Consider the following 23,424-nt stretch of genomic DNA (forward strand, 5'->3'; position numbering starts at 1 on the left):
CTGTGACCTCAGCCCTCGCACTCGACCTGGTCCTGGTGCTCGCGCTCGCCCTCTACGCCGCGGGCATGTACCGCGCCGGGCTGGTCGCCGGAGCGCTGGCGCTGGTCGGGCTGCTCGGTGGTGGGCTGCTCGCCCTCTGGGGCCTGCCGCCCCTGCTCGACCGGTGGTCGCCGGCCGACGGTGACCCAGCGGCCCGGATCGCCCTCCTCGTCGGCGGTGCCGCCGTCGCGGCGCTGCTCGGCCAGCAGCTCGGGGCCGCGATCGGGGCACGCTGGCGATCGCGGCTCGAGAGCCGGTCGGTGCGCGTGACCGACTCCCTCCTCGGCGCGGCCGGCGCCCTCGTCGTCGGCGCGGGGCTCGTGTGGCTGGCCGCGTCCGCGGTCGTCGGCGGGCTCTCGTCGACGCCGCCGGCCGTCTCCGACTCCCGGGTCCTGCAGGGCATCGACCGCGTGATGCCGGCGTCGGCCGACCGTGCCGTCGCGGGCGCCTACCGCTCGCTCGACAGCGGCCTGCCGCGCGTCTTCGCGGGCGTGGCGCCCGAGGAGATCCGGCCCGTCGACGCCCCGGCCGAGGGGGTGACGCAGGGGCGCGGCATCGAGGCGGCCGGCCAGTCGGTCGTCCGGGTCGCGGGCGGCGCCTGCGGTCGCACCCAGACCGGCAGCGGGTGGGTGGCCGCCGACCAGCGGGTGGTGACCAATGCGCACGTCGTCGCCGGCGTCGACCGACCCCGGGTCCAGGTCGGCGGTACCGGGCGCTCCTATGCCGCGACGACCGTCGCCTTCGACCCCAAGCGCGATGTCGCGGTCCTCGCCGTGCCCGACCTCGAGGCGCCGGCCCTGCCCACCGGCGAGCGGCAGGCCCACGGCGACGACGTCGTCGTCGCCGGGTTCCCGCTCGGCGGCCCCTACGACCTCGAGGCCGGCCGGGTCCGCGACGTCCTGCAGGCCCGCGGGGCCGGCATCGACGGGTCCCTCGGCGTCACCCGCGACATCTACTCGATCAATGCGCAGGTCCAGCAGGGCAACTCGGGTGGCCCGCTCCTGTCCCCGACGGGCCAGGTCGTGGGCACGGTCTTCGCGAAGTCACCCACCGACGAGCGCACCGGATACGTGCTCACCCTCGAGGAGACCCGCCCGGTCGTCGAGGACGGCCTGCGGGCGAGCGCCGAGGTCGGGACGGGCGAGTGCGTGCGCTGAGGCAGCGCTTCGAGACGGTCGCTGCGCGACCTCCTCAGCGACCGGGAGGGGTCAGCGCACCGCCCGGTCGGCGTTGACGACGCCCTCGCCGAAGATACCGTTGCGCTGGTCGTCGCCGACGCAACGCACGCTTCCTTCGTCATCGGGGCAGGGGATCTCGGTGGCGCTCTCGCCGAGCCGCTCGGCCACGTCGTCCGGGGCCATCCGGTCGCCGTGGGCGCTGATGATCAGCGCGGCGACGCCCGAGGCGTGGGGCGAGGCCATCGAGGTGCCCTGGTTCCAGACGTAGAGGCCGCACCGGCCGTCGGGGTCGGGGTCGTTGCCGCTGATCGACTCGGGGCAGCTGCGCACGACGATGTCGGCGCCGGTCTCGGTGACCCGGCCCTCGGCGTCGACGAGGCCCTCGGCCGTGACCACGGAGCGCGAGGCCGCGGAGAGGATGCCGCCGCGGCCCGAGGTCTCCTCGCCGCCGGGGGCGGCGACGTCGACGAGGCCGTCGTCGGGCGTCGAGGTCCAGTTGCTGAAGGTCGAGCGCACATTGCCCTCGTCCACCGAGGCGACCGAGATGACGTGCTCGCCGGCCAGCGGCAGTCGCTCGCAGGTCTTTGGGTCGATGGTCCGGTTGCGCGGGTCGCCGCCGTAGTTGGGGCTCGAGCTGTCGCGGCTCGGGTCGCCCATGTCGGCGCCGTCGTTGCCGGCGGAGGTCACGAGGGTCACGCCGGCCTCGTGGGTGAGGTCGAGCGACCGGTGGACGAGCTCGAGCATGACGTCCTGGAAGGCGGCCTGCTCCGGGCTGTCGCCCGGCGCCCCGCCCTCGCAGGCGTAGAGCCACGGGTCGACGTAGAAGCTCATGTTGACCACGTCGAGCCGCTGGTCGGCGGCGTGGGTCAGGGCGTTGACCGTGGGGCCGAGGAAGAAGAGCCCGGCGTCCTGCCCGGCCCGCAGGTCGACGAGCGTCACGCCCGGGGCCACGCCGGTGACGCCGAGGTCGTTGGCCGCGGCGGCGATCGTGCCGGCCACGTGGGTGCCGTGCCCGCCGTCGTCCTCGCCGACGGGGTCGATGCAGCTCTCGTGCTCGCACTCGCCGTCGATGTCGGGGATGTCGCTGACGAAGCTCTTGGACAGGCCCCTGTCGAGCACGGGCGCCAGGTCGGGGTGGCTGGCGTCGATGCCGGTGTCCATGACCCCGACGCGCACCTCGGGGCGCCCGGGAGTCACCTCGTGGGCGCCGCGCGCATTGACCGCCTCCATGCCCCAAAGCCAGCCGTCGAGGGGGTCGCCACCCTCCGGCACGTCCGGGGGCGAAGGGAGGTCCGCTGCGGGAGTCGTGTCGCCCGGGTCGGGCTCGGCAGGCGGCTCGGGGGTCCAGGAGGCGCTGCGGTCGGTCACCGCGTCGGTGACGCCGTCGACCCCCTTCGCCCGCTCGGCGACGTCGTCGTCCTCGCTGCGCAGGGTCACCATGCCCACCGCGGTGTTGACGGAGGTGAGCGCGAGACCGCCGGCCTCGAGCTCGTCGGCGACCCGGTCGGTGTCGCCCGGGTCCTCGACGAGGACCACCCAGTCGCGGCCCTCGCGCGGCGGGTCGAAGAGCTCGAAGCTCGACTGCGCCGGCGTCGAGCTCGGCCGGCTCGTGGCGCTGCTCGAGGTGGGCGACGAGGTCGCGTCGTCGTCGCCCTCGATGAGCGAGCAGCCGCCCACCGTCAGCGTCAGCGCGACGAGCGCACCCCAGGTCCTGCGTCCGCGCATGGTGGTCCCCTCTGTGCGTGCGGTGTGCCCCGAGTCTAGGAGGCGAAGGGAGGTCGCGGCAGGCGGTGCCGTAGGGTCGGGGGCGAGCCAGACGCACACCAGTGCAGAGGGAACCCGGTGCGAGTCCGGGACTGTCGCGCAGCGGTGAGGGTGACTGGCGGGGTGCGACGCCACTGGGCAACCAGCCCGGGAAGGCGCCCCGTCGGGATGATCCCGAGTCCGAAGACCTGCTGGCTCGTCACATCCGACCGGGCCTCGCGATCAGGCCCCCGATGCATCTGGAGACCCCGGTGTCCCACGACCGTCCCGGCGGACGACGTGTCCCCGCCGTCCCGCTCCTCGTCGCGCTCGTCGTGGCGACGGCGGTGAGCGCGGTGGTCTCGCTCGCCTTCGGCTCCGAGCCGCTCAGCGTCTCCGGCGTCGTCGACGTGCTGCGCGCGCGGCTCGCCGGCGGCCGGGGCGGCGACCCGACCTACGACACGATCGTCTGGGAGCTGCGCGCGCCGCGCGTCATCATGGCCGTCGTCGTCGGCGCGGGGCTGTCCATCGCCGGTGCGTGCATGCAGACGCTCGTGCGCAACCCGCTCGCCGACCCCTACCTGCTCGGGGTCTCCTCGGGCGCCGGCGTCGGCGCCACGCTCGTCATCGTCCTCGGGGTCTTCAGCGGTCTGGGCATCTGGGCGCTGTCCGCCGGCGCCCTCGGCGGCGCGCTGCTCGCGACCGCCCTCGTCTTCGGGATCTCCATGGCCCAGGGCGGGATCACCCCCCTTCGGCTCGTGCTCACGGGAGTGGTCATGTCGGCCGCCTTCTCGTCCGTCTCGAGCTTCCTCGTCTTCTTCAGCGCCGACCCGCGGGCGACCCAGTCGGTGCTCTTCTGGCTGCTCGGCAGCCTCTCCGGCTCGGTGTGGGAGCAGATCCTGCCGTCGGTCATCGTCGTCGTGCTCGCGACGCTCCTGCTCGTCGCGCTGCACTCGTGGCTCGACGCGCTCGCCGCCGGCGCCGACGTGGCCTCGGCGCTCGGCGTGCCGGTCAAGGGCCTGCGCATCGCCCTCTTCGTCCTCGTCTCCGTGCTCGTCGGCGTGCTCGTCGCGGTGTCCGGGGGCATCGGCTTCGTCGGTCTCGTCGTCCCGCACCTGGCCCGGATCGTCGTCGGGGCACGGCACCGCGTCGTCCTGCCGGTCGCCGCGGTCGGTGGCGCCCTCTTCATGCTCTGGGTCGACGTCGCGGCCCGGACCGTCGTGGCGCCCCAGGAGATCCCGCTCAGCGTGGTCACCGGTCTGGTCGGGGCGCCGGTCTTCCTGCTGCTGCTCGGCCGCCGTCACTACACCTACTCGGGAGGCGGCGAATGAGCCACCTGACCTGCCACGGGCTCGCCGCCGCGATCGGCGGGCGCACCATCGTCTCCGACGTCGATCTCGACGTGCCGCGCGGCTCGATGCTCGCGATCGTCGGGCGCAACGGCAGCGGCAAGTCGACGCTCCTGCGGGCCCTCACCGGCCTGCGCCGCCCCGTCGCCGGGACCGTGCAGGTCGACGGTGTCGACATGGCCGACCTGACCCCGCGGCAGCGGGCGACCCGCCTGGCCCACGTCGCGCAGGAGGACGGACCGCCCGAGGACCTCCTCGTCGGCGAGATGGTCGCCATGGGCCGCATCCCCCACCGGCCGCCGTGGGCCCTCGACGCGAAGGGGCAGCGTCACCTCGTCCTCGCCGCCCTCGAGCACGTCGACCTCGCGGACAAGGTCGACCACCCCTGCCAGCACCTGTCCGGTGGCGAGCGCCGCCGGGCGATGCTCGCCCGCGGCATCGCGCAGGGCAGCGACCTGCTCGTCCTCGACGAGCCGACCAACCACCTCGACGTGCACCACCAGATCCAGCTGCTCGAGACGGTGCGCTCGCTCGGGTGCACCGTGATCGCCGCCGTGCACGACCTGCAGCTCGCGGCCGCCCACTTCGACACCGTCGCGGTCCTGCACGACGGCCGCCTGCACGGCGTCGGTCACCCGGCCGACGTGCTCACCCCAGAGGTCCTGCGCGAGGTCTTCGACGTCGAGGCGCGGCACCTCACCGACCCGGCCACCGGTCGGGTCCACCTCGTCGTGGGCGCAGGAGCGCCCGTCCCCGCCCACCAGAAGGCCCACGCATGATCCCCCTTCGCCCTGCCCACGCCACCGTCGCGGTCCTCGCGGCGGGCCTGCTCGCCGCCTGCGGCGGTGACAGCGGCACCGACACCACCGCCGCCGACGGCGAGGTGACGATCTCCAACTGCGACACCGACGTGACCCTCCCTTCGCCTGCGGAGCGGATCTACGTCGGCGGTGACGGCAACCTGCTCGCCATGGTGCTCTCGCTCGGCGCACAGGACCAGGTGGCCGGCGTCAGCGGGCTGAGCGACACCAAGGCCGCGCTCTCCACCGCCTACGGCGCGGACGTCGTCGACGCACTCCCCGTGGCGACGAAGGACTACCCGACGATGGAGAACGTCATCGCGCAGAAGCCGGACGTCATGCTCGCCGGCTGGAACTACGGCTACTCCGAGGAGAAGAACCTCACCCCTGACCTGCTCGAGCAGCGCGGCATCGCCCCGTACGTCCTGTCCGAGAGCTGCCGCCAGGCCGACGGCAAGCGGGGGACGATGGCGCCGTGGGAGGCGCTGTCGGCCGACATCGACAACCTCGGCAAGATCACCGGCCACGAGGAGGAGGCCGAGGAGGTCAACGCCGACATCGATGCGCGGCTCAAGGCCCTCGAGGCCGCGCCGCAGCCCACGAAGGCCCCGACGGTCTTCGTCTTCGACTCCGGCACCAAGCAGATCTTCACCTCCGGCTCCTTCGGGGGCCCGCAGGCGATCATCGAGGCCGCGGGAGCGCGCAATGCCACGGCCGAGGTCGAGGACACCTGGACCGAGGTCTCGTGGGAGCAGCTCGTCTCCTCCGACCCGGACTTCTTCGCCTTCGTCGACTACGACGGGCAGAGCTTCGAGGACAAGGTCGAGGTGCTCAAGAGCAACCCGGCGACCAAGGACCTGCCGGCGGTCACGGAGGAGCGCTTCCTCAACCTGCCGATCCCGGCGTGGACGAGCAGCCCGCTCAACATCAACTCCGCCGAGCAGCTGCGCAAGGCCCTCGAGGAGCACGGTCTCGTGCCCGCCAGCGACATCGAGCCCGAGCACGACCTCGTGCCGAGGGCATCGAAGAACTGAGCCGTGGTGACTAAGGTGCATGGTGTGGGAGTCACGTACGAAGCATCCGACCGCCTTGCCCGCATCGTCCTCGACCGGCCCGAGGCCGGCAACGCGCTCGACCTCGAGATGGCCCGCGCCCTGCGCGAGGCCGTCGAGCGGGCGCTCGGGGACCCCTATGTCGACATCATGACGCTCACGGCCAACGGCGCGGACTTCTGCCTGGGGTCCGACACGAGCGATGCCGAGTCGGCGGACGACCCGACGACCGCGGTCTTCGAGCTCGCTGCCGCCCTCGAGGAGCTCTTCGCCCTGCTCAACTCCTCGAGCAAGCTCGTCCTCGTGGGTGTCCACGGCCGCGCCATGGGGTCCGGTCTGGGCCTCGTCCTCGCCGGTGACCTCGCCTTCTGCGCCGACGACGCGACCTTCTGCGTCGCCCCCAAGGGCGGCACCGGTGCGCCCGACCCGGGCCTGGCCTGGCTGCTGCCCCGGGCCATCGGGCAGCAGCGCGCTCTGAGTTTCGGCCTCGGTGGACGCACCCTCGACGCGGCGACCGCCGACGACTGGGGCATCGCCGAGCTCGCGCCCGAGGGCGACGTGCCGGCCGCGCTCGAGGACGCCGCCGACAACCTCGGCGGCAAGCACCTGTGGGCCAACTCCGAGATGCGTCGCCTGCTGCACGCGTCCTGGGAGACCTCACGCACCGAGCTCTCGCAGTCCGAGGCCGTGACCCTCGTGCGCGCCCTGCTCAACCGCAACCGGGCCTGACCGTGGGCGAGCCGGGCCGTCCCCGCCGGCCGCTCCACTTCGGTCCCGACGCCATGGAGGCGCACGGCGGCACCCTGCCCGACCCCGCCGAGACGGCCGCCGCGGCCCACGCAGCGGCGCAGACGGTCGTCGAGGCCGGACGCGGCGGTGCCTCGCCGGAGACGACCGCGCGCCTCGTGCGCCTCGTCGAGGACGTCGGCATCGACACCCTGGCCCAGCTGTGGGCCGACCGCCCGGCCCGCTCGCTGCCCGGCGCACTGTGGCGGGTCTACGTGCTGCGCGCCTGGATCCAGCGCGGGCCCGAGGTGGCGGCGCGCGAGTACGCGGCCGGCATGGCCGTGGCGCAGGTCAACCACGCGATCGCCGGCGTCGTCGACCCACCGGGTGCCGACGAGGTGCGCGACCTGTCCGACCGGATCCTCGGAGGCATCTTCGACGGCGACCTCGCCGTGGCGCTTGAGCGCGCCGCGGCCTTCTGCCGCGTCGTGGCCACCGGTCGGGCGAGCCTCGACGACGGTGACGTCACCGCCGCGGCGGCCATGGTGGGCACCGCCGAGGACCTCGAGGCGAGCGCCCGGCTGTGGCGCGTCGGCAGCCTGGACTGAGCCGCGGGAACATCGTGACCTTCATCGCCGTTACGCTGTGTCGGTGCGCCGGGTCGCGGTAGCCCCGGGTCCCAAAATTCGCCGCTACGAGCGGCCGTGCGCCGTGAGGCGCTCCCGACCCGGCGCACTCCCCACGGTGCCGTGTGAACTCCCGATGACGCACAGGTGGCGAGTCGGTTCTAGGCTGTGCACCGACCACTGACTCCATCCCCTGATCCGGAGACCCACACCGTGGCCTTCTTCAGACCGGCTTCTGCCCGGGACGACGCCTTCTTCCAGCTCCTCGCCGACAGCGCCGGCCATGCGGTGACCGCTGCCGAGCTCCTCACCCAGCTCATCGCCGCACCGCCGGCCGATCGTGCCGAGATGCTCCCGCGGCTCAAGGACATCGAGCACGAGGCCGACGAGGCGACCCACGCGATCATCCACAAGGTCAACTCGAGCTTCGTCACCCCCTTCGACCACGTCGACATCCTCGAGCTGGCGGCGGCCCTCGACGACTGCACCGACATCCTCGAGTCGGTCGGGCAGCACATCGTCCTCTACCGGATGGAGGGGCTGATGCCCGACGTCACCCGGCAGATGGACGTCATCGTGCGCATGGCCGAGCTGACCGCCGACGCGATGCCCCGGCTGGCCGGCATGAAGTCCCTGCCCGAGTACTGGGTCGAGATCAACCGGCTGGAGAACGAGGGCGACGTCATCTACCGCACCCTCCTCGGTGACCTCTTCGACGGGGCGGTGACCGACCCGATCGAGGTCATCAAGCACAAGGACATCATCGAGCGCCTCGAGCAGGGGGCCGACGCCTTCGAGGGTGTCGCGCACCGCGTCGAGAGCATCGCCATCAAGGAGTCCTGACCCTCGTGGAGTGGCTCCCCGTGGCCGTCGTCACCCTCCTGGCGATGGGCTTCAACTACACCAACGGCTTCCACGACGCGGCCAATGCGATCGCCACGTCGGTCTCGACCCGCGCCCTGACGCCGCGGGCGGCGCTCCTCATGGCGGCCGTGGCCAACCTCGTCGGTGCCTTCTTCGGTGCCAAGGTCGCCGAGACGGTCGGCAAGGGCATCATCGAGGCGCCCGACGGCCACCTCGGTCTCGTCCTGTGCGCCGCGGCCCTGCTCGGCGCCATCGGGTGGAACCTGCTCACCTGGTGGTTCGGTCTGCCGTCCTCGTCCTCGCACGCCCTGATCGGCGGTCTGGGCGGGGCGGCGCTGGCGGCCGGCGCGACGGTGAAGTGGACGGGCATCCTCGAGAAGGTCGTCGTGCCGATGGTCGTCTCGCCGATCGTCGGCATCTTCGTCGGCTACCTCGTCATGAAGCTCATCCTGCGGATCTTCCGTGACTCCAACCCCGGCCGGACCAAGCGCGGCTTCCGCATGGCGCAGACCGCCTCGGCGGCCGCCATGGCCTTCTGCCACGGCATGCAGGACGCCGCCAAGACCGCGGGAGTCGTCGTCCTGGCCCTGACGGTCTCGGGCTACCAGTCCTCCGACGACCACCACATCCCGATGTGGGTCCTCGTCATGTCGGCCGTCGTCATCTCGATGGGCACCTACTCCGGCGGCTGGCGGATCATGCGCACCCTCGGGCGCGGCATCATCCACCTGGACCCGCCGCAGGGCTTCGCGGCCGAGCTGACCGCCGCCTCGATCCTCTACGTCGCGACGATGCTCAAGGCCCCGATCTCGACGACGCACGCAATCACCGCAGCCATCATGGGCGTCGGCTCCACCCGATCGCTCAAGGCGGTCCGCTGGGGCGTGGCCAAGAACATCGTCGGTGCGTGGATCTTCACCTTCCCCGGTGCGGGCCTGACCGCCGTCCTCTTCATGTGGGTCCTGCGGCCCCTCACCGGCGTCTGAGACCCCACCCTCCCGGGACGACGAAGGCCGGCGGATCCCCCTGTCGGATCCGCCGGCCTCGCCGTTGCCCCCTTCGCTCCCCGACGAAGGGGAGGTCTGTCACCCGAAACGGCCGGAGATGTAGTCCTCGGTCGCCTTCTCGCTCGGGTTGTTGAAGATCTTCTGGGTGTCGTCGAACTCCACGAGCTGTCCGGGCTTGCCGGTGCCCTCGATGTTGAAGAAGCCGGTCCGGTCCGAGCACCGGGCCGCCTGCTGCATGTTGTGGGTCACGATGACGATCGTGTAGTTCTCCTTGAGCTCGGCGATGAGGTCCTCGACGGCGAGCGTGGAGATCGGGTCGAGGGCCGAGCACGGCTCGTCCATGAGGACGACCTCGGGCCGGACCGCGATGGTGCGGGCGATGCACAGCCGCTGCTGCTGACCACCCGAGAGGCCCGAGCCGGGCTTGTCGAGGCGGTCCTTGACCTCGTTCCACAGGTTGGCGCCGCGCAGGCTGGTCTCGACCAGCTCGTCGGCGTCGGACTTCTTGATCCGCTTGTTGTTGAGCTTGACGCCGGCGAGGACGTTCTCGCGGATGGACATGGTGGGAAAGGGGTTGGGCTTCTGGAAGACCATGCCGACCTTGCGGCGGACCATGACCGGGTCGACACCCTTGCCGTAGAGGTTCTCCCCGTCGATGACGACCTCGCCCTGGACGTGGGCGCCCGGGATGACCTCGTGCATGCGGTTGAGCGAGCGGAGGAAGGTCGACTTGCCGCAGCCCGAGGGGCCGATGAGGGCGGTGACCGACCGGGGCTCGATGGTGACGGAGACGTCCTTCACGGCGAGGAAGTCGCCGTAGTAGATGTCGAGGTTCTTGACGTCGATGCGCTTGGACACGTCGTGGTTCCTTGTCTGTCGCGTCAGCGACCGGTCTTGGGGGCGAAGAACTTGGAGATGAGCCGGGCGACGATGTTGAGGACCATGACGATCACCATGAGGACCAGCGCTGCGGTCCAGGCGGCGTCGAGCAGGCCACCGGTCGGGTCGCTGCCGTTGTTGGCGTAGGAGCTGTACGCGAAGAGCGGCAGGGCGGACATCGAGCCGTCGAAGGGGTTGAAGTTCACGGCCTTGGCCGCACCCATCGTGATGAGCAGGGGAGCGGTCTCACCCATGACGCGGGCGATGGCCAGGGTGATGCCCGTCGCGAGCCCGGCGATGGCGGTGGGCAGGACGACCTTGACGATCGTCAGCCACTTGGAGACGCCGAGGGCGTAGCTGGCCTCGCGCAGCTCGTTGGGCACCAGCCGCAGCATCTCCTCGCTGGAGCGCACCACGGTCGGGATCATCAGCACCGACAGGGCGACGGCGCCGACGATCCCGGCCTGGTAGGCCTCGTCGTCGAGGATCATCGTGAAGAAGCCGATGGCGAAGAGGCCGGCGACGATCGACGGGATGCCGGTCATGACGTCGACGAAGAAGGTCAGGCCCCGGGCCATCGGGCCCTTGTTGCCGTACTCGACGAGGTAGATCGCGGCGAAGAGGCCGATCGGTACGGAGATGAGCGTCGCGATCCCGGTCGTGATGAGCGTGCCCATGATCGCGTGGTAGGCGCCGCCGGTGTCGCCGGCGGCCACGCCGCGCATCGAGTAGGTGAAGAACTCGACGTCGAAGCGGGCGAAGCCCTTGGACAGGATCGTCCACAGCACCGAGACGAGCGGCACCATGGCGAGCAGGAAGGTCGTCGTGACGACGCCCGTGACCAGACGGTCCATGGCGTGCCGGGAGCCCTCGATGCTGCGCGAGACGAGGTAGATGGCGATGCAGTAGAAGAGCGCGCCGACGAGGATGACGGTGAGCGGGCTCAGGCCGCCGACCACGGCCAGCAGTGCGATGGCGGCGACGGCCGCACCGGCGAGGATCACCAGCCGGGCGGGCTGGCCCAGGCGGCCCTCCGCCTGGACGTCGTCGTGGGTGGTGGCGGTCATCAGTTGGCTCCAGAGAACTCGGATCGGCGGGAGATGATCCACCGGGCGAACATGTTGACGAGGAAGGTGACGATGAACAGCGCCAGACCCGAGACGAAGAGGGTGCTGCGCTCGACACCGAAGGACTCGGGGAAGTTCAGCGCGATGTCACCGGCGATGGTGCCGGGGGTGTTGGGCGTCAGCAGCTCCCAGGAGTAGCCGCCGCCGCTCGAGGAGAGGATGATCGCGACGGCCATCGTCTCGCCGAGGGCGCGGCCCAGGCCGAGCATGGACCCGGAGACGACACCGGACTTGCCGAAGGGGATGACCGTCTGGCGGATCATCTCCCAGCGGGTGGCGCCGAGGGCCAGCGAGGCCTCCTCGTGCAGGCGCGGGGTCTGCAGGAAGACCTCGCGGTTCACGGCCGTCATGATCGGCAGGATCATGATCGCCAGGACGATGCCGATCATCAGCATCGTGCGTCCGGTCGTCGTGACCGACTCGCCACCGAAGAGCGGGATGAAGCCCAGGTGCTCGTGGAGGAACTCGAAGGACGGGACCGCGCTCTGCGCGATCTGGAAGCCCCACAGGCCGAAGATGATCGAGGGCACGGCCGCGAGCAGGTCGACGACGTAGCCCAGGCCCGCCGCGAGGCGACGCGGTGCGTAGTGGCTGATGAAGAGCGCGATGCCGATCGACAGGGGCACCGCGATGATCAGCGCGATGATCGAGGAGAGCAGGGTGCCGAAGATCAGCGGCCCGACGTAGGCGAGCAGGCCCTCCTGTCCACGGACCTCGGAGGGATCGGCCACGAGGGCGTCCTTGGCCCCGAAGAAGAGGAAGAAGGTCACCCCCACGAGGACGAGGAGGATGACGGCTCCGGCCGAGACGGACAGACCGCTGAAGATCGCGTCGCCGAACCGGCGTCCGGACTTCAGCTCGCTCCGTCCGGGGGAGTCCACTGCTGGGGTGCTGCTCACGGTGTCCTGCTGCTTCCTTCAGGGGGTGGGGAAGTTGAGTGAGGGCCGACAGGCCGATCGGCCCTGCGACTGCACTGCAGCCACAGGGCCGATCAGATCGACCCTGAGGGTCACTGAGGTCAGTCGGTCTTGATCTGGCCCAGGGCGTCGGTCGCGTTCTTGGTCGCGGCCTCGCTGAGCGGGGCCGAGCCGGCCGCCTCGGCGGAGGCCTTCTGGCCGTCCTCGGACACCGCGTACTCGAGGTAGGACTTCACCGTGTTGGCGACCTCCTTGTCCTCGTAGTCGCTGCAGGCGACGGCGTAGGAGACCAGGACGACCGGGTAGACGCCCTCGCCAGCGTTGCCGCGGTCGAGCTCGACGGCGTAGTTGGTCTTGCTGCTCTCGTCGACGCGCTTGGCGCTTTCGAGGATCTTGGCGGCGGCATCGGGGCTGTACTCGATGAACTCGTCGCCGGCCTTGATCTTGGCGGCCTTGAGGTCACCGATCTGGGAGGCGTCGGCGTAGCCGATGTTGCCCTCGCCGGCGCCGATGGTGTCGACGACACCGGAGGTGCCCTTGGCGGCCTCTCCACCCTTGATCGGCCAGACGTCCTCGGGCTCGTGCTTCCAGTTGTCCGCAGCGGCCTCGGAGAGGTAGGCGGAGAAGTTCTTGGAGGTGCCCGACTCGTCGGAGCGGTTGACCGGCGTGATCTTGGTGTCGGGCAGGTCGACGCCCTTGTTGTCAGCGGCGATCTTCGGGTCGTTCCACTTCTTGATCTTGCCGGAGAAGATGTCGGCGATGACCGGGGCGCTGAGGTTGAGGTCCTCGACGTCCTTGAGGTTGTAGGCGACGGCGATCGGGGAGACGTAGACCGGGAACTGGATCGTCTCGCCGGTGCAGCCCTTCTCCTTGGCCGAGGCGATCTCCTCGTCGTCCATCGCGGAGTCGGTGCCGGCGAAGTTCACGGCGCCGTTGATGAACTTCTCGCGGCCGGTGCCCGAGCCGTCGGGGGCGTACTCGACGGTGGCGTCAGGAGCCTCCTCGGTGAACTTGGCAATCCACTCGTTCTGGGCCTTCTCCATCGAGCTGGCGCCAGCACCCTTGATGGTGCCGGCAGCGGACGAGGCGTCGCCGCCCTCGCCGGACGAGGAGTCGCCGCCCTCGTTGCCGGCGCCGCAGGCGGCCATGGTGAAGGTCAGGGCAAGAGCAGCGGTGGCGGTCAGGGCCTTGCGGCTGCGGGTGGAACGGATCACGTCTGTCGAACCTCTCTACAGGGGTTGGCCACGTGCTCCGCGACGGCAGTCCGTCGCGACCGCCGTGGTCGTACTCATCGAAGGTAGGCACGTCTGGTGACCGGACGGGTCGCGATCGGTGAACAGTCGGTGAATCACGGCTGCACAGTGCGTGGTCGGGTCGCGAAGTGCGGCTGGGCGGGGTAACGCGCGCGTCAGCCGCGGTCGCGCGGGTGGTGTCGCTCGGCCGCGATGATCCGGGCCTCGTCGCCCGTGCCGACGACGTGCACGAGCAACACCTCCCCCTTCGCCAGGCCGGTCGTCAGGGCGTCCTCGATGACCGACCGGCCGACGAGGCCCGGGGCGAGGGAGGGGTCGCTGCGCTCGAGGAGCAGGGCGACGAGGTCCGGCAGGACCGGTCCGTGGCTGCACAGGGCAGCGGGCACGCCGCGCTCGAGCAGGCGGCCGAGGTGGTGGCGGGCCTTCGCCGGGTCGGCGGCATGGCCCTCCTCCGACAGGCCGGGCTTGAGCCGCAGCCGCTCGCCGCTCGCGGTGGCGTAGGGGGCGAGGGTGTCGGTGGCGCGCGTTGAGGGGCTGCTCACGAGGCGCTCGATGCCGTAGCCGGCGAGCAGGGGCGCCAGGTCGGCCGCCTGCTCACGGCCCCGGTCGTCGAGGGGGCGCAGCCAGTCGTCATCGGTCCACGAGGACCGGGGGTGGGCCCTGGCGTGGCGCACGACGGCCAGGGGCCAGGTCGAGAGGGTGCCCCGGGCGTCGGCGGCCATGAGCGCCTCGACCTGGGCGACGTCGTGGGGGTAGGTCAGCCGCGAGAGGGCCTCGCCGGCCTCGAGCCAGGCCACCTCGTCGACCTCGTGGACGAGGCCGCCGTCACCGCCGGTCACCTCGGCGGCCCAGTAGCGCACCTCCTTGACCGCCGGGCCCGACTTCGAGGCGACGGTGTAGGTCGTCGTCGGCAGCGGGTGCCCGAGCCGCACGCGGAGCCCGGTCTCCTCGAGGGTCTCCCGCGCTGCGGCGACGGGGAAGGTCTCGCCGGGGTCGAGCTTGCCCTTGGCCCATGACCAGTCGTCGTAGCGGGGCCGGTGGACGAGGGCGATCTGCAGGCGTCCTCGGCGACGACGCCATGGCAGGGTCCCCGCGGCCAGGACGGTGGCCATCGTCAGCGCCGTGCCTTGCGGCGACGCTTGGCGTGCATGGCGATTAGGGCGGCCTGGATGTCGGGCAGCGGGGCGCCGTCGGCACCCTGGTGCACTCGCGTCCAGCGGCCGTCGCCGTCGAGGCTCCAGTGGGCGTAGTCGCCGGACATGCCCCGCTCGACGAGGTCGAAGACCTGGTCGATGTGGCGGGGTTCCTTGATCCGCACGAGAGCCTCGACCCGCCGGTCGAGGTTGCGGTGCATGAGGTCGGCGGAGCCGATCCAGGCCTCGCGGTCGGCGCCGGTGCCGAAGAGGAAGATCCGGGAGTGCTCGAGGAAGCGGCCGAGGACGGAGTGGACGCGGATCGTCTCGCTCAGGCCGGGGACACCCGGCCGGATCGCGCAGATGCCGCGGACCCAGACGTCGACCCGCACCCCCGCCTGGCTCGCTCGGTAGAGCGCGTCGATCGTCCCCTCGTCGACGAGGGAGTTGACCTTGACCGCGACGTAGCCGTCGCCCGTGCGTTGCTGGCGCTCGACCTGGCGCTCGACCCGCTCGACGAGACCGTCGCGGATGTGCCGGGGCGCGACGAGCAGCCGCTTGAACTTGCTGCGCGGCGCGACGCCGGACAGCTGGTTGAACAGCCGGGTGAGGTCCTCGCCGACCTCGGGGTCGGAGGTGAGGATGCCCATGTCCTCGTAGAGCCGGGCCGTCTTGGGGTTGTAGTTGCCCGTGCCGACGTGGCAGTAGCGCTTGACCCCGTCGGGCTCCTGCCGCACGACGAGGGCGAGCTTGCAGTGGGTCTTGAGACCGACGATGCCGTAGACGACGTGGACGCCCGCGTGCTCGAGCTTGCGGGCCCACTCGATGTTGGCCTGCTCGTCGAAGCGCGCCTTGATCTCGACGACGGCGAGCACCTGCTTGCCCGCCTCCGCGGCGTCGATGAGCGCGTCGACGATCGGGCTGTCGCCGCTGGTGCGGTAGAGCGTCTGCTTGATCGCCAGGACGTGCGGGTCGGCGGCCGCTTGCTCGATGAAGGCCTGCACCGACGTCGAGAAGGAGTCGTAGGGGTGCTGCAGTAGCACGTCCTGACGGGCGATCCGTCCGATGAGGTTGGCGGCCTTGGCGGACTCCGCCGGCGCCAGGTCGGCATTGGTCCGGGCGACGAAGGGAGGGAAGTGCAGGTCGGTGCGGTCGAGGTCGGCGATCTCGTTGAGCCCCCGCAGGTCGAGCGGGGCGGGCAGCCGGTAGACCTCGTCGGCGGAGATCCCGAGCTCGCGGCTCAGCAGCTCCATGACGTGGTCGTCGAGGTCCTCCTCGACCTCCAGGCGCACCGGCGGGCCGAAGCGCCGTCGGGTCAGCTCCTTCTCCAGCGCGGCGAGGAGATTTTCGGCGTCGTCCTCCTCGACCTCGAGGTCCTCGTTGCGGGTGACCCGGAAGGAGTAGTGCTCGTGGACCTCCATGCCGGGGAAGAGGTGGTGCAGGTGCGCGGCGATGACGTGCTCGAGCGGCACGAAGCGCGCCTCGAAGAGGTCGGAGGTCACCGACGCCTGGGCGCGGCGCACCTTGAGGAAGCGCGGGAGCGAAGGCGGCATCTTGATCCGCGCGAAGTGCTCCTTGCCCGTCTTGGGGTTGATGAGGATCACCGCGAGGTTGAGCGAGAGGCCGGAGATGTAGGGGAAGGGGTGGGCCGGGTCGACGGCGAGCGGGGTGAGTACCGGGTATATCTGGTCGCGGAAGAGCTCACCCAGGCGGTCCTGCTCGGCCTGCTCGATCTCGCTCCAGCGCACGATGTTGATGCCCTCCTCGGCGAGGGCGGGGCGCACGCTCTCGTCGAAGATGCGGGTCTGCATGAGGGTCAGGTCGTGGGCGATGCGGGCGATCTGCTCGAGCACCTCGCGCGGCTCCAGCCCGGAGGGGCTGCGCACCGCGATGCCGGTGGCGATGCGGCGCTTGAGGCCGGCGACCCGCACCATGAAGAACTCGTCGAGGTTGCTCGTGAAGATCGCGAGGAACCGGGCGCGCTCGAGCAGCGGGACGCTCTCGTCGGCGGCCAGCTGCAGGACCCGCTCGTTGAACTGCAGCCAGCTGATCTCGCGGTCGAGGAAGCGGTCGACCGGCAGGTCGGGTGCCGCGACGTCCTCGTAGGAGCCGGCCCGGGTGAAGCGGCCGTTGGCCGCGCGGGGGCGCAGCTCGGGCGTCGCGTCGGGCGCCGAGGAGCTGATCGAGACGTCCCCGGTGGCCGCGCTGGGCCGCGGGGTGCGCACGGCCGGCCGTGGGGCTGGGGCGGAGGCATCCGACATGTCGCTCATCCTGCCATCGGGGGGTGAACCTCGCGTGAATACATCACGTGGAGCGCCTTGCGCTCGAAGCCCGCCCGGCCGTAGGTGGCCAGCGCCGGTGCATTGTCGCCCTCGACGTAGAGCTCGACCTCGCGCACCCCGCGGCGGGCGAGGTGGGCCAGCCCCAGGCCGGTGAGCGGCCCGGCGATGCCGTGCCCCTGGCAGTCGGGGTGCACCCCGACGACGTAGACCTCGCCGAGGTCGCCGCCCGGCGGGTCGATCTTGGTCCAGTGGAAGCCGGCGAGCCGGCTCGGGTCGCCGTCCTCGAGGAGGATCACGCCCTCGGGGTCGAACCACGGCTGGGCCGCGCGCTCGGCCAGACCTGCCTCGTCGAGGGCCCCCTGCTCGGGGTGGTCGACGAAGGCCGCAGCGTTGACGGCGAGCAGCGCCGCCTCGTCCTGCCCCGGTCGGAAGGTGCGGTGCCGCAGCCCCTCCGGCAGCGTCGGGTCGACCTCGTCGCCCGGGCGCACCGCGCGGGAGAGCACGAGCAGCCGGCGCACGACGTGCAGGCCGAGGCTCTCGGCCAGCGCGCGGGAGGCCGGCAGGTCCCCGTGCGCCCACGGCCGGGCGTCGGGTCGGCGCTCCAGGACGCTCGTCAGCAGAGCCGCGCCGACCCCCTTCGCCCGATCACGGGGGTCGACGAAGGCCTCGACGGACCCGTCGTCGGCGCACGCCGCGTAGCCGAGGAGCCGGTCGCCGTCGGTGGCGACGACGTGGTCACCCGCCCGGGGCAGTGCGAGGACGAAGGCCTCGCTGAGCGGCTCGACGCCGTCGACCTCGGCGGCGGCCGCGGCTGCGGTGCGCACCTGCTCGAGCATGCTCGGCTCGAGGACGTCGAAGGGGGTGATGGTCACGGTCACAGGGACACCGCCTCGTGGTCGGTCTGGTCGTCGTGTGCCGGCACGAACCGGTAGCCGACGTTGCGGATCGTGCCGATGAGCTGCTCGTGCTCGCTGCCGAGCTTGGCCCGCAGGCGCCGCACGTGCACGTCGACGGTGCGGGTGCCGCCGTAGTAGTCGTAGCCCCAGACCTCCTGGAGCAACTGGGCCCGGGTGAAGACCCGGCCGGGGTGCTGCGCGAGGTGCTTGAGCAGCTCGAACTCCTTGTAGGTCAGGTCGAGGAGTCGGTCCCCCAGCCGGGCGGAGTAGGTGCCCTCGTCGATCGTCAGGTCCCCGGCGACGATCCGCTCGTCGGTGTCCTCGTCGTCGGCATCGGACCGGGTCATCACCAGGCGCAGCCGCGCCTCGACCTCGGCCGGGCCCGCGCCCTCGAGGAGGATGTCCTCGACCGCCCACTCGGCGTTGACCGCGGTGAGGCCGCCCTCGGTGAGGATCGCGATGACCGGGGCCGTGGTGCCGGCGGTGCGGATGACCCGGCACAGCGAGCGGGCCTGGACCAGCTCGGTGCGCGCGTCGACGAGGACGACGTCGACGGCAGGGGCGTCGACGATGGCCGAGGCCTCGGCCGGGAGGGTGCGCACCTGATGACCGAGCAGCCCCAAGGCTGGAAGGACCTCGGCGCTCGGCGCCAGGTCGTCTGTGAGGAGCAGGAGTCGGGCCATCACGGGACACAGTATGTGGCGAGCCCGCTACCCTCGCCGGGTGACCACGCCCGTACCTGCCGAACCCGAGACCCGAGCCGCCCGACGTGCCCTGCGCGCCGGCGGCCGGGCCGCTGCGGATCCCCAGGCTCCGGCGGCCCGCCCGCGCGTCGTCGTCGCGGCCGCGACCGTCGTCACCGCACTGCTCCTCGCCGCCGCGGCCGCGACCGGCGACCGCTTCGTCGAGGTCGTCGCCGTCACCGTCGCGGGGCTGCTCCTCGCCGTGGGTTGGCCGGCGCTCGTCGACTCACGCACCCCGCTGGGCACCACGGTCGTCCTCGGCCTCACCGCCGTCTCGCTGGGCGGGGCGCTCGCGCTCCAGGACGAGGAGCCCTACCTCGAGCACGTGCCCGCCGCGCTCGCGGTCGGCATCATCGCCATGTGCCTGCACCCGCTGCTGCAGGCACCGGCTCGCGTGCAGCTGGCCCGTGCGCTGGCCGGCACCTCCCTGGGCATCCTGCTCATCGGTGGTGGAGGACTGCTCACGAGCACCGTCTACGCCGACAACCACGGCCCCGTCGTCATCGTCGGCGTCAGCCTGGCCGTCGCGGCCCTGACCGATCTCGTGCTGGAGCGTCCCGGCACGAGCGCCTGGATGATCCCGGCGGCGATGCTCGCCGGTGGCCTCGCCGGCCTGCTGGCCCACCTGCTGCTCTCCGGCTCGGTGTCCGCGTGGTCGGCCCTGCTCGGCGTCATCGCCGCGGGCTCGGCCGCGGCCCTGCGCCGGGCCCTGTCGCAGCAGCGCGCGATCGAGTCGCTGCCCGGTGCCATCGCCGCGGGGGCGGCGTCCGTGCTCATCGCCGGCCCGCTCGTCCACCTCGTCGCCAGGCTGCCGCTCGCCTGACCGGTCGCGGGCGGGTCCGCTCTACGATGGGCGGGTGTTCACCCTCGACCCCACGATCCATCCCGACATCGCACCCCTGGCCTGGCTCGTCGGCCGCTGGGAGGGCGCCGGCGTCCTCGGCTACCCGACGATCGAGTCGGCCAACTTCGGCCAGGAGATCGTCGTCACCCACGACGAGCGCCCCTTCCTGCGGTGGGAGAGCCGCTCGTGGATCCTCGACGAGCAGGGCAACAAGGTGCGTCCGTCCGGCACCGAGCTCGGCTTCTGGCGTCCCGGCGGCGAAGGGGAGGCCGAGCTGCTCCTCGTGCACCCCACCGGCATCGTGGAGATGTACTACGGCACCGTCGAGCCGGGGCGGATCGAGCTGCAGACCGATGGCGTCATCCGCAGCCCCCACGCCAAGGAGTACGCCGCCGCCAAGCGGATGTACGGCCTGGTCAAGTCCAACCTCATGTGGGTCATGGACATGAGCGCGATGGGCCAGCCCATGACCAGCCACCTGTCCGCCGAGCTCAAGCGCGTCGACGGCTAGCTACTCCTGGTAGCTCTCCATGTGGTCGGTGCGCAGGGCATCGCTCAGGTCGGCCATGCCGGCCTCGTCGAGGATGTCGATCGAGCCGCCGTTGGGGGCGGTGCCGTAGCCGCTGAAGGGTGCGGTGACGAAGTGGATGTCGCTGCCGCGGACCCCGCGCAGCTTGATCGCCTCGCTGCGGATCGTCCCGGTCGTCAGGTCCTCGTCGACGATCGTGTGCTGGGTGCCGGCGTCGATGACCCCGCCGAGCTTGCTCGGGTTGAGCAGCACGCCGGGCGTGAGCGTCTCCGACATGATCCCCTTGAGCCAGGCCTGCTGGCGCTGACCGCGGGAGATGTCGCCCTCGGCGAGCGTCTTGCGCTCGCGGACGTACTCGAGGGCCTGGTCGCCGTCGAGGTCCAGGGGGCCCTCGGCGTACTTGGGGCTGGCCTGGGCGTTGTTGACCCGGACGCCGCCGAGCGAGTCGGTCAGCTGCTTGAAGCCCTCGAAGTCGGTCTTGGCGACGTGGTTGATCTTGACGCCGACGAGGTCCTGGATCGTCTGGACGAGCAGCGGGGACTGGCCGTAGGCGTAGGCGGCGTTGATCTTGTCCTCGCCGTGGCCCGGGACCGGCACGTAGAGGTCGCGCGGGAAGTGGATGATCCAGACGTTGTCGTGGTCGGCGTCGACGTGAACGAGCTGGATGACGTCGGCGCGGCTGGCGGTCTCGCCCGGGCGGGCGTCGGAGCCGATGAGCAGGTAGTTGGTGCCGGCGTCGTCGACGAGCTTCTTGCCGGTGGTCGTCTCCGTCTGGCTGCGGGCATCGCCCAGGAGGTTTTCGCGGGCGAGGTTGCGGTCGACCTTGCTGCTGAGGAACCACGCGTAGCCACCGATGCCGATGACCACGAGCAGGAGGAAGGCGAGCACGGACACGGTGAGCCGGCGCCCCCACCCCATGCGGCGGCGGGATCGGCGGCGGGTGGACTCATCGGTGGTGTCGTCGTCGAACTCCTCGAGCATGCCGCCATGGTACGGGGGCGGGGGGCCGGCTCGGTCAGGTCGTAGATTGGTGCCATGACCGCGTCACCGCTGCTCCAGACCTCCGGCGCCGTCCCCGGCGACGGGCCCGACACCGGCGTGGCCGCCCACTACGGCGACCCGCTGCGTGAGCAGCGACTGCTCACCGAGGGGCTCGGGGTCGTCGACCTCTCGCACCGCGGGGTGGTCACCGTGACCGGCCCCGACCGCCTGTCGTGGCTGCACTCGCTCACCTCCCAGCAGCTGGTCGACCTGCCGCCGCGCACGTCGACCGAGACGCTCGTGCTCACCCCCAAGGGGCACGTCGAGCACGCCCTGCACGTCGTCGACGACGGCGAGACGACCTGGCTCACCGTCGAGCCGGGCACCGCGCCGGCGCTCGCGGCGTGGCTGGACTCGATGCGCTTCATGCTGCGCGTCGAGGTCGCCGACGTCAGCGACGACTACGCCGTCCTCGGCGAGGGCGTCGCCCGCGAGGGGGCCGAGGGCGAGCCGCCGACCTGGCTCGACCCTTGGCCGCGGCTCGCGGGTGACTCCGCCCTCTACGGACCCGCACCCGAAGAGCACCCCGGTCGGGAGCGTCGCTGGCGCGAGGTGATCGTCCCGGTGGCGGACCTCCCTTCGACCGTCGGCGACCGCGAGCTCGTCGGCACCTGGGCCGCCGAGGCCCTGCGCATTGCCGCCTGGCGGCCCCGTCTCGGCGCCGAGACCGACCACCGCACGATCGCCCACGAGCTGGACTGGCTGCGCACCGCCGTCCACCTGCACAAGGGCTGCTACCGCGGGCAGGAGACGATCGCCCGGGTCCACAACCTCGGCCGACCGCCCCGCCGGCTGGCCTTCCTCCACCTCGACGGGTCGGGCCACACCCTCCCCGACGTCGGCGCCGACGTGCTCCTCGGCGACAAGGTCGTCGGCCGGGTGACCTCACGTGCCCGGCACCACGAGGACGGCCCGATCGCCCTCGCCGTGCTCAAGCGCATCACCGACGACGCGGCCGACCTGCTCGTCACCCCCGATGTCGCGGCAGCCCAGACGGTCATCGTCCCCCGCTGACGGTCCGTGGTGACTCCGGTCACCACTGCTGTCTTTGGCTTGCATTGTGCTAACTACGGCAAGCACAATGGAGGCATGTCGAAGAATCCGCTGGAGGGACTGCCGGGCACGCTCGGCAACTCGCTGGGCGACTACCTGCGCGAGCAGCGTGTCCTCGCCAAGCTCTCCGTGCGGCAGCTCTCGGCGCTGGCCGGGATCTCCAACCCCTATCTCTCCCAGATCGAGCGGGGGGTCAAGCGGCCGAGCGCCGAGATCCTCCAGCAGATCGCCAAGGGGCTGTCGATCTCTGCCGAGACCCTCTACGTCCAGGCGGGTCTGCTCGACCCCAAGGACGCGGTCGCGGAGGCCGGGGCGACCACCCGGGCCGCCATCCGCACCGACCCCGCGCTGACCCCGCGTCAGCGCCAGACCCTGCTCGAGATCTATGAGTCCTTCGTCGGTGCGGAGCCCGCCCCGACGCAGCCGGCTGCCGAGCCCGCCAGGCCCACCCCGCGGTCCCGGGCGACGCACAAGGCGGCCAAGCAGGCGAAGGGGGCCCCCGCGGCCTCGGGGAAGAAGGTCACCACCACGGCCGCCGCCAAGAAGGCGACGTCCCGTCAGAAGGGCTCGACGGCGTCGTCGGGCTCGAAGGCCGCGGCCCCGGCCGCCAAGCGCGGGTCGCAGTCCTCGTCTCGCACGACCACCACAAGGAGAACCTCATGAGCGTCACCACCACCGTCAAGAAGGTCGTCACCGACCAGACCTACGCCACCATCGGCGCCACCGACCTCACGGTCGAGACCTTCCGCGGCTACACCCACCAGATCGCCGCCCTGCGTGCCGAGCTGGAGCCCAAGAAGGTCCAGGCCCGCGTCAAGGCCGCCCCGTCGGACGCCCAGGCGTACTACGTCGACCTCACCAAGCGCGGCGAGGCCCTCGTGACCCGGATCAAGAACCAGAAGGCCACCAAGGACCTCGTGGGCCAGGCCGAGGCGACCGTCGCCCTCGGCAAGGGTGTCGTCACGACCGTCAAGAAGGCCGTCGCCGACGTCGAGCGCTCCGCCAAGGCCACCCTGACCATCGGCCGCAAGGAGGCCGTCAAGGCCGCCGAGGCCGTCGCCGACTCCGTGGACGTCGACGTCAAGGTCGACACCGCCAAGGCGAAGAAGGCCGTCTCCGGCTCCGCCAAGCGGACCACCACCGCGGCCAAGCGCACCAACACCACCGCCAAGAAGGCCGCGACCCGCACCCGCACCGCGACCAAGTCGACCGCGACCGCCGCCAAGAAGACGGCCGCCAAGACCACCACGGCCGCCACCAAGGCGACCGAGAAGGTCGGCGACTGAAGGGGTGGCCCCCCGGCTGCAGAGCAGCCGATGCTGTGGTGACGTAACCTCCGGCAG

The 23,424-nt window shown here is 71.6% G+C and carries 23 protein-coding genes and 1 riboswitch; of the genes, 13 read left to right on the top strand and 10 right to left on the bottom strand.

What is annotated here, in order from left to right; all coding sequences use genetic code 11:
- Positions 1–2 precede the first annotated feature (2 nt).
- Positions 3–1,196, top strand: coding sequence for a MarP family serine protease (locus NYE39_RS12480; RefSeq protein WP_192911339.1), 1,194 nt, complete (start codon positions 3–5; stop codon positions 1,194–1,196).
- Between the two features lie 51 nt (positions 1,197–1,247).
- Here the strand turns inward: NYE39_RS12480 and NYE39_RS12485 are convergent, their stop codons facing one another.
- A complete protein-coding gene (locus NYE39_RS12485) occupies positions 1,248–2,942 on the bottom strand; it encodes a S8 family peptidase (protein ID WP_072623524.1) in 1,695 nt (564 codons plus the stop codon).
- 71 nt (positions 2,943–3,013) lie between these two features.
- Positions 3,014–3,191: riboswitch (cobalamin riboswitch) on the top strand.
- 41 nt (positions 3,192–3,232) lie between these two features.
- Between NYE39_RS12485 and NYE39_RS12490 the strand changes: the two genes are divergently transcribed.
- From NYE39_RS12490 to NYE39_RS12520, 7 genes are all read left to right on the top strand, one after another.
- Positions 3,233–4,291 (top strand): FecCD family ABC transporter permease, encoded by a 1,059-nt coding sequence (locus tag NYE39_RS12490; protein WP_341012876.1) that lies wholly within the window; start codon positions 3,233–3,235, stop codon positions 4,289–4,291.
- On the top strand, positions 4,288–5,088 hold the full coding sequence (locus tag NYE39_RS12495; protein WP_341012877.1) for an ABC transporter ATP-binding protein: 801 nt from the start codon (positions 4,288–4,290) through the stop codon (positions 5,086–5,088). The genes NYE39_RS12490 and NYE39_RS12495 overlap by 4 nt, the downstream gene beginning before the upstream one ends.
- The gene (locus NYE39_RS12500) at positions 5,085–6,143 is read left to right on the top strand and encodes an ABC transporter substrate-binding protein (protein ID WP_341012878.1); all 1,059 of its coding nucleotides are present in this window, start codon (positions 5,085–5,087) and stop codon (positions 6,141–6,143) included. Before NYE39_RS12495 ends, NYE39_RS12500 begins: the two co-directional genes overlap by 4 nt.
- Positions 6,144–6,167: 24 nt before the next feature.
- Complete coding sequence (locus NYE39_RS12505; protein WP_072623528.1) at positions 6,168–6,890, top strand: enoyl-CoA hydratase/isomerase family protein; 723 nt, start codon at positions 6,168–6,170, stop codon at positions 6,888–6,890.
- Positions 6,891–6,892: 2 nt separating this feature from the next.
- Positions 6,893–7,495, top strand: a complete 603-nt coding sequence (locus NYE39_RS12510) for a hypothetical protein (protein WP_341012879.1) — start codon at positions 6,893–6,895, stop codon at positions 7,493–7,495.
- Between the two features lie 231 nt (positions 7,496–7,726).
- Complete coding sequence (locus NYE39_RS12515) at positions 7,727–8,356, top strand: DUF47 domain-containing protein (protein WP_341012880.1); 630 nt, start codon at positions 7,727–7,729, stop codon at positions 8,354–8,356.
- A gap of 5 nt (positions 8,357–8,361) precedes the next feature.
- The gene (locus NYE39_RS12520) at positions 8,362–9,363 is read left to right on the top strand and encodes an inorganic phosphate transporter (RefSeq protein WP_341012881.1); all 1,002 of its coding nucleotides are present in this window, start codon (positions 8,362–8,364) and stop codon (positions 9,361–9,363) included.
- A 99-nt stretch (positions 9,364–9,462) separates the two neighbouring features.
- Here the strand turns inward: NYE39_RS12520 and pstB are convergent, their stop codons facing one another.
- The 8 genes from pstB to NYE39_RS12560 form a co-directional block, all read right to left on the bottom strand.
- A complete protein-coding gene (pstB, locus tag NYE39_RS12525; protein ID WP_072623531.1) occupies positions 9,463–10,242 on the bottom strand; it encodes a phosphate ABC transporter ATP-binding protein PstB in 780 nt (259 codons plus the stop codon).
- 23 nt (positions 10,243–10,265) lie between these two features.
- The gene (gene pstA / locus NYE39_RS12530; RefSeq protein WP_072623532.1) at positions 10,266–11,330 is read right to left on the bottom strand and encodes a phosphate ABC transporter permease PstA; all 1,065 of its coding nucleotides are present in this window, start codon (positions 11,328–11,330) and stop codon (positions 10,266–10,268) included.
- Complete coding sequence (gene pstC / locus NYE39_RS12535) at positions 11,330–12,289, bottom strand: phosphate ABC transporter permease subunit PstC (protein ID WP_226282872.1); 960 nt, start codon at positions 12,287–12,289, stop codon at positions 11,330–11,332. The genes pstA and pstC overlap by 1 nt, the downstream gene beginning before the upstream one ends.
- 119 nt (positions 12,290–12,408) lie before the next feature.
- Positions 12,409–13,521, bottom strand: a complete 1,113-nt coding sequence (gene pstS / locus NYE39_RS12540; protein ID WP_205703091.1) for a phosphate ABC transporter substrate-binding protein PstS — start codon at positions 13,519–13,521, stop codon at positions 12,409–12,411.
- 194 nt (positions 13,522–13,715) lie between these two features.
- Positions 13,716–14,672, bottom strand: coding sequence for an NUDIX hydrolase (locus tag NYE39_RS12545; RefSeq protein ID WP_072623534.1), 957 nt, complete (start codon positions 14,670–14,672; stop codon positions 13,716–13,718).
- Between the two features lie 2 nt (positions 14,673–14,674).
- Positions 14,675–16,954 (bottom strand): RNA degradosome polyphosphate kinase, encoded by a 2,280-nt coding sequence (locus NYE39_RS12550; protein WP_341012882.1) that lies wholly within the window; start codon positions 16,952–16,954, stop codon positions 14,675–14,677.
- 5 nt (positions 16,955–16,959) lie between these two features.
- On the bottom strand, positions 16,960–17,853 hold the full coding sequence (gene mshD, locus NYE39_RS12555) for a mycothiol synthase (protein ID WP_226282894.1): 894 nt from the start codon (positions 17,851–17,853) through the stop codon (positions 16,960–16,962).
- Entirely contained in the window at positions 17,850–18,554 is a 705-nt protein-coding gene (locus NYE39_RS12560) for a response regulator transcription factor (RefSeq protein WP_072623536.1), read from the bottom strand. The genes mshD and NYE39_RS12560 overlap by 4 nt, the downstream gene beginning before the upstream one ends.
- A 40-nt stretch (positions 18,555–18,594) precedes the next feature.
- On the opposite strand from NYE39_RS12560, the gene NYE39_RS12565 reads away from it, so the two are divergent.
- Entirely contained in the window at positions 18,595–19,437 is an 843-nt protein-coding gene (locus NYE39_RS12565) for a hypothetical protein (RefSeq protein ID WP_125932757.1), read from the top strand.
- Positions 19,438–19,471: 34 nt separating this feature from the next.
- On the top strand, positions 19,472–19,969 hold the full coding sequence (locus tag NYE39_RS12570) for an FABP family protein (RefSeq protein ID WP_072623538.1): 498 nt from the start codon (positions 19,472–19,474) through the stop codon (positions 19,967–19,969).
- Here NYE39_RS12570 and NYE39_RS12575 read toward each other — a convergent pair whose 3' ends face one another.
- Positions 19,970–20,968: an LCP family protein gene (locus tag NYE39_RS12575; RefSeq protein ID WP_072623539.1), complete on the bottom strand. Its 999-nt coding sequence runs from the start codon at positions 20,966–20,968 to the stop codon at positions 19,970–19,972.
- Between the two features lie 54 nt (positions 20,969–21,022).
- On the opposite strand from NYE39_RS12575, the gene ygfZ reads away from it, so the two are divergent.
- The 3 genes from ygfZ to NYE39_RS12590 all read left to right on the top strand — a co-directional run bounded on the left by ygfZ (position 21,023) and on the right by NYE39_RS12590 (position 23,367).
- Positions 21,023–22,042, top strand: coding sequence for a CAF17-like 4Fe-4S cluster assembly/insertion protein YgfZ (ygfZ, locus tag NYE39_RS12580; protein WP_341012883.1), 1,020 nt, complete (start codon positions 21,023–21,025; stop codon positions 22,040–22,042).
- A 75-nt stretch (positions 22,043–22,117) separates the two neighbouring features.
- Positions 22,118–22,744 (top strand): helix-turn-helix domain-containing protein, encoded by a 627-nt coding sequence (locus NYE39_RS12585; RefSeq protein WP_341012884.1) that lies wholly within the window; start codon positions 22,118–22,120, stop codon positions 22,742–22,744.
- A complete protein-coding gene (locus tag NYE39_RS12590) occupies positions 22,741–23,367 on the top strand; it encodes a hypothetical protein (RefSeq protein ID WP_341012885.1) in 627 nt (208 codons plus the stop codon). The genes NYE39_RS12585 and NYE39_RS12590 overlap by 4 nt, the downstream gene beginning before the upstream one ends.
- Positions 23,368–23,424: the final 57 nt, after the last annotated feature.

It is taken from the genome of Janibacter sp. FSL W8-0316 (genome assembly GCF_038004165.1).
In the GTDB taxonomy this organism is placed as follows: Bacteria; Actinomycetota; Actinomycetes; order Actinomycetales; family Dermatophilaceae; genus Janibacter; species Janibacter indicus.

What these genes read in the sequence shown, in the direction of transcription:
- NYE39_RS12585 (WP_341012884.1), top strand. Translation starts at nt 22,118, where the DNA reads ATGTCGAAGAATCCGCTGGAGGGACTGCCGGGCACGCTCGGCAACTCG.
- NYE39_RS12550 (WP_341012882.1), bottom strand. Translation starts at nt 16,954, where the DNA reads ATGTCGGATGCCTCCGCCCCAGCCCCACGGCCGGCCGTGCGCACCCCG.
- NYE39_RS12590 (WP_341012885.1), top strand. Translation starts at nt 22,741, where the DNA reads ATGAGCGTCACCACCACCGTCAAGAAGGTCGTCACCGACCAGACCTAC.
- NYE39_RS12560 (WP_072623536.1), bottom strand. Translation starts at nt 18,554, where the DNA reads ATGGCCCGACTCCTGCTCCTCACAGACGACCTGGCGCCGAGCGCCGAG.
- NYE39_RS12485 (WP_072623524.1), bottom strand. Translation starts at nt 2,942, where the DNA reads ATGCGCGGACGCAGGACCTGGGGTGCGCTCGTCGCGCTGACGCTGACG.
- ygfZ (WP_341012883.1), top strand. Translation starts at nt 21,023, where the DNA reads ATGACCGCGTCACCGCTGCTCCAGACCTCCGGCGCCGTCCCCGGCGAC.
- NYE39_RS12575 (WP_072623539.1), bottom strand. Translation starts at nt 20,968, where the DNA reads ATGCTCGAGGAGTTCGACGACGACACCACCGATGAGTCCACCCGCCGC.
- pstA (WP_072623532.1), bottom strand. Translation starts at nt 11,330, where the DNA reads ATGACCGCCACCACCCACGACGACGTCCAGGCGGAGGGCCGCCTGGGC.
- NYE39_RS12545 (WP_072623534.1), bottom strand. Translation starts at nt 14,672, where the DNA reads ATGGCCACCGTCCTGGCCGCGGGGACCCTGCCATGGCGTCGTCGCCGA.
- NYE39_RS12500 (WP_341012878.1), top strand. Translation starts at nt 5,085, where the DNA reads ATGATCCCCCTTCGCCCTGCCCACGCCACCGTCGCGGTCCTCGCGGCG.
- NYE39_RS12495 (WP_341012877.1), top strand. Translation starts at nt 4,288, where the DNA reads ATGAGCCACCTGACCTGCCACGGGCTCGCCGCCGCGATCGGCGGGCGC.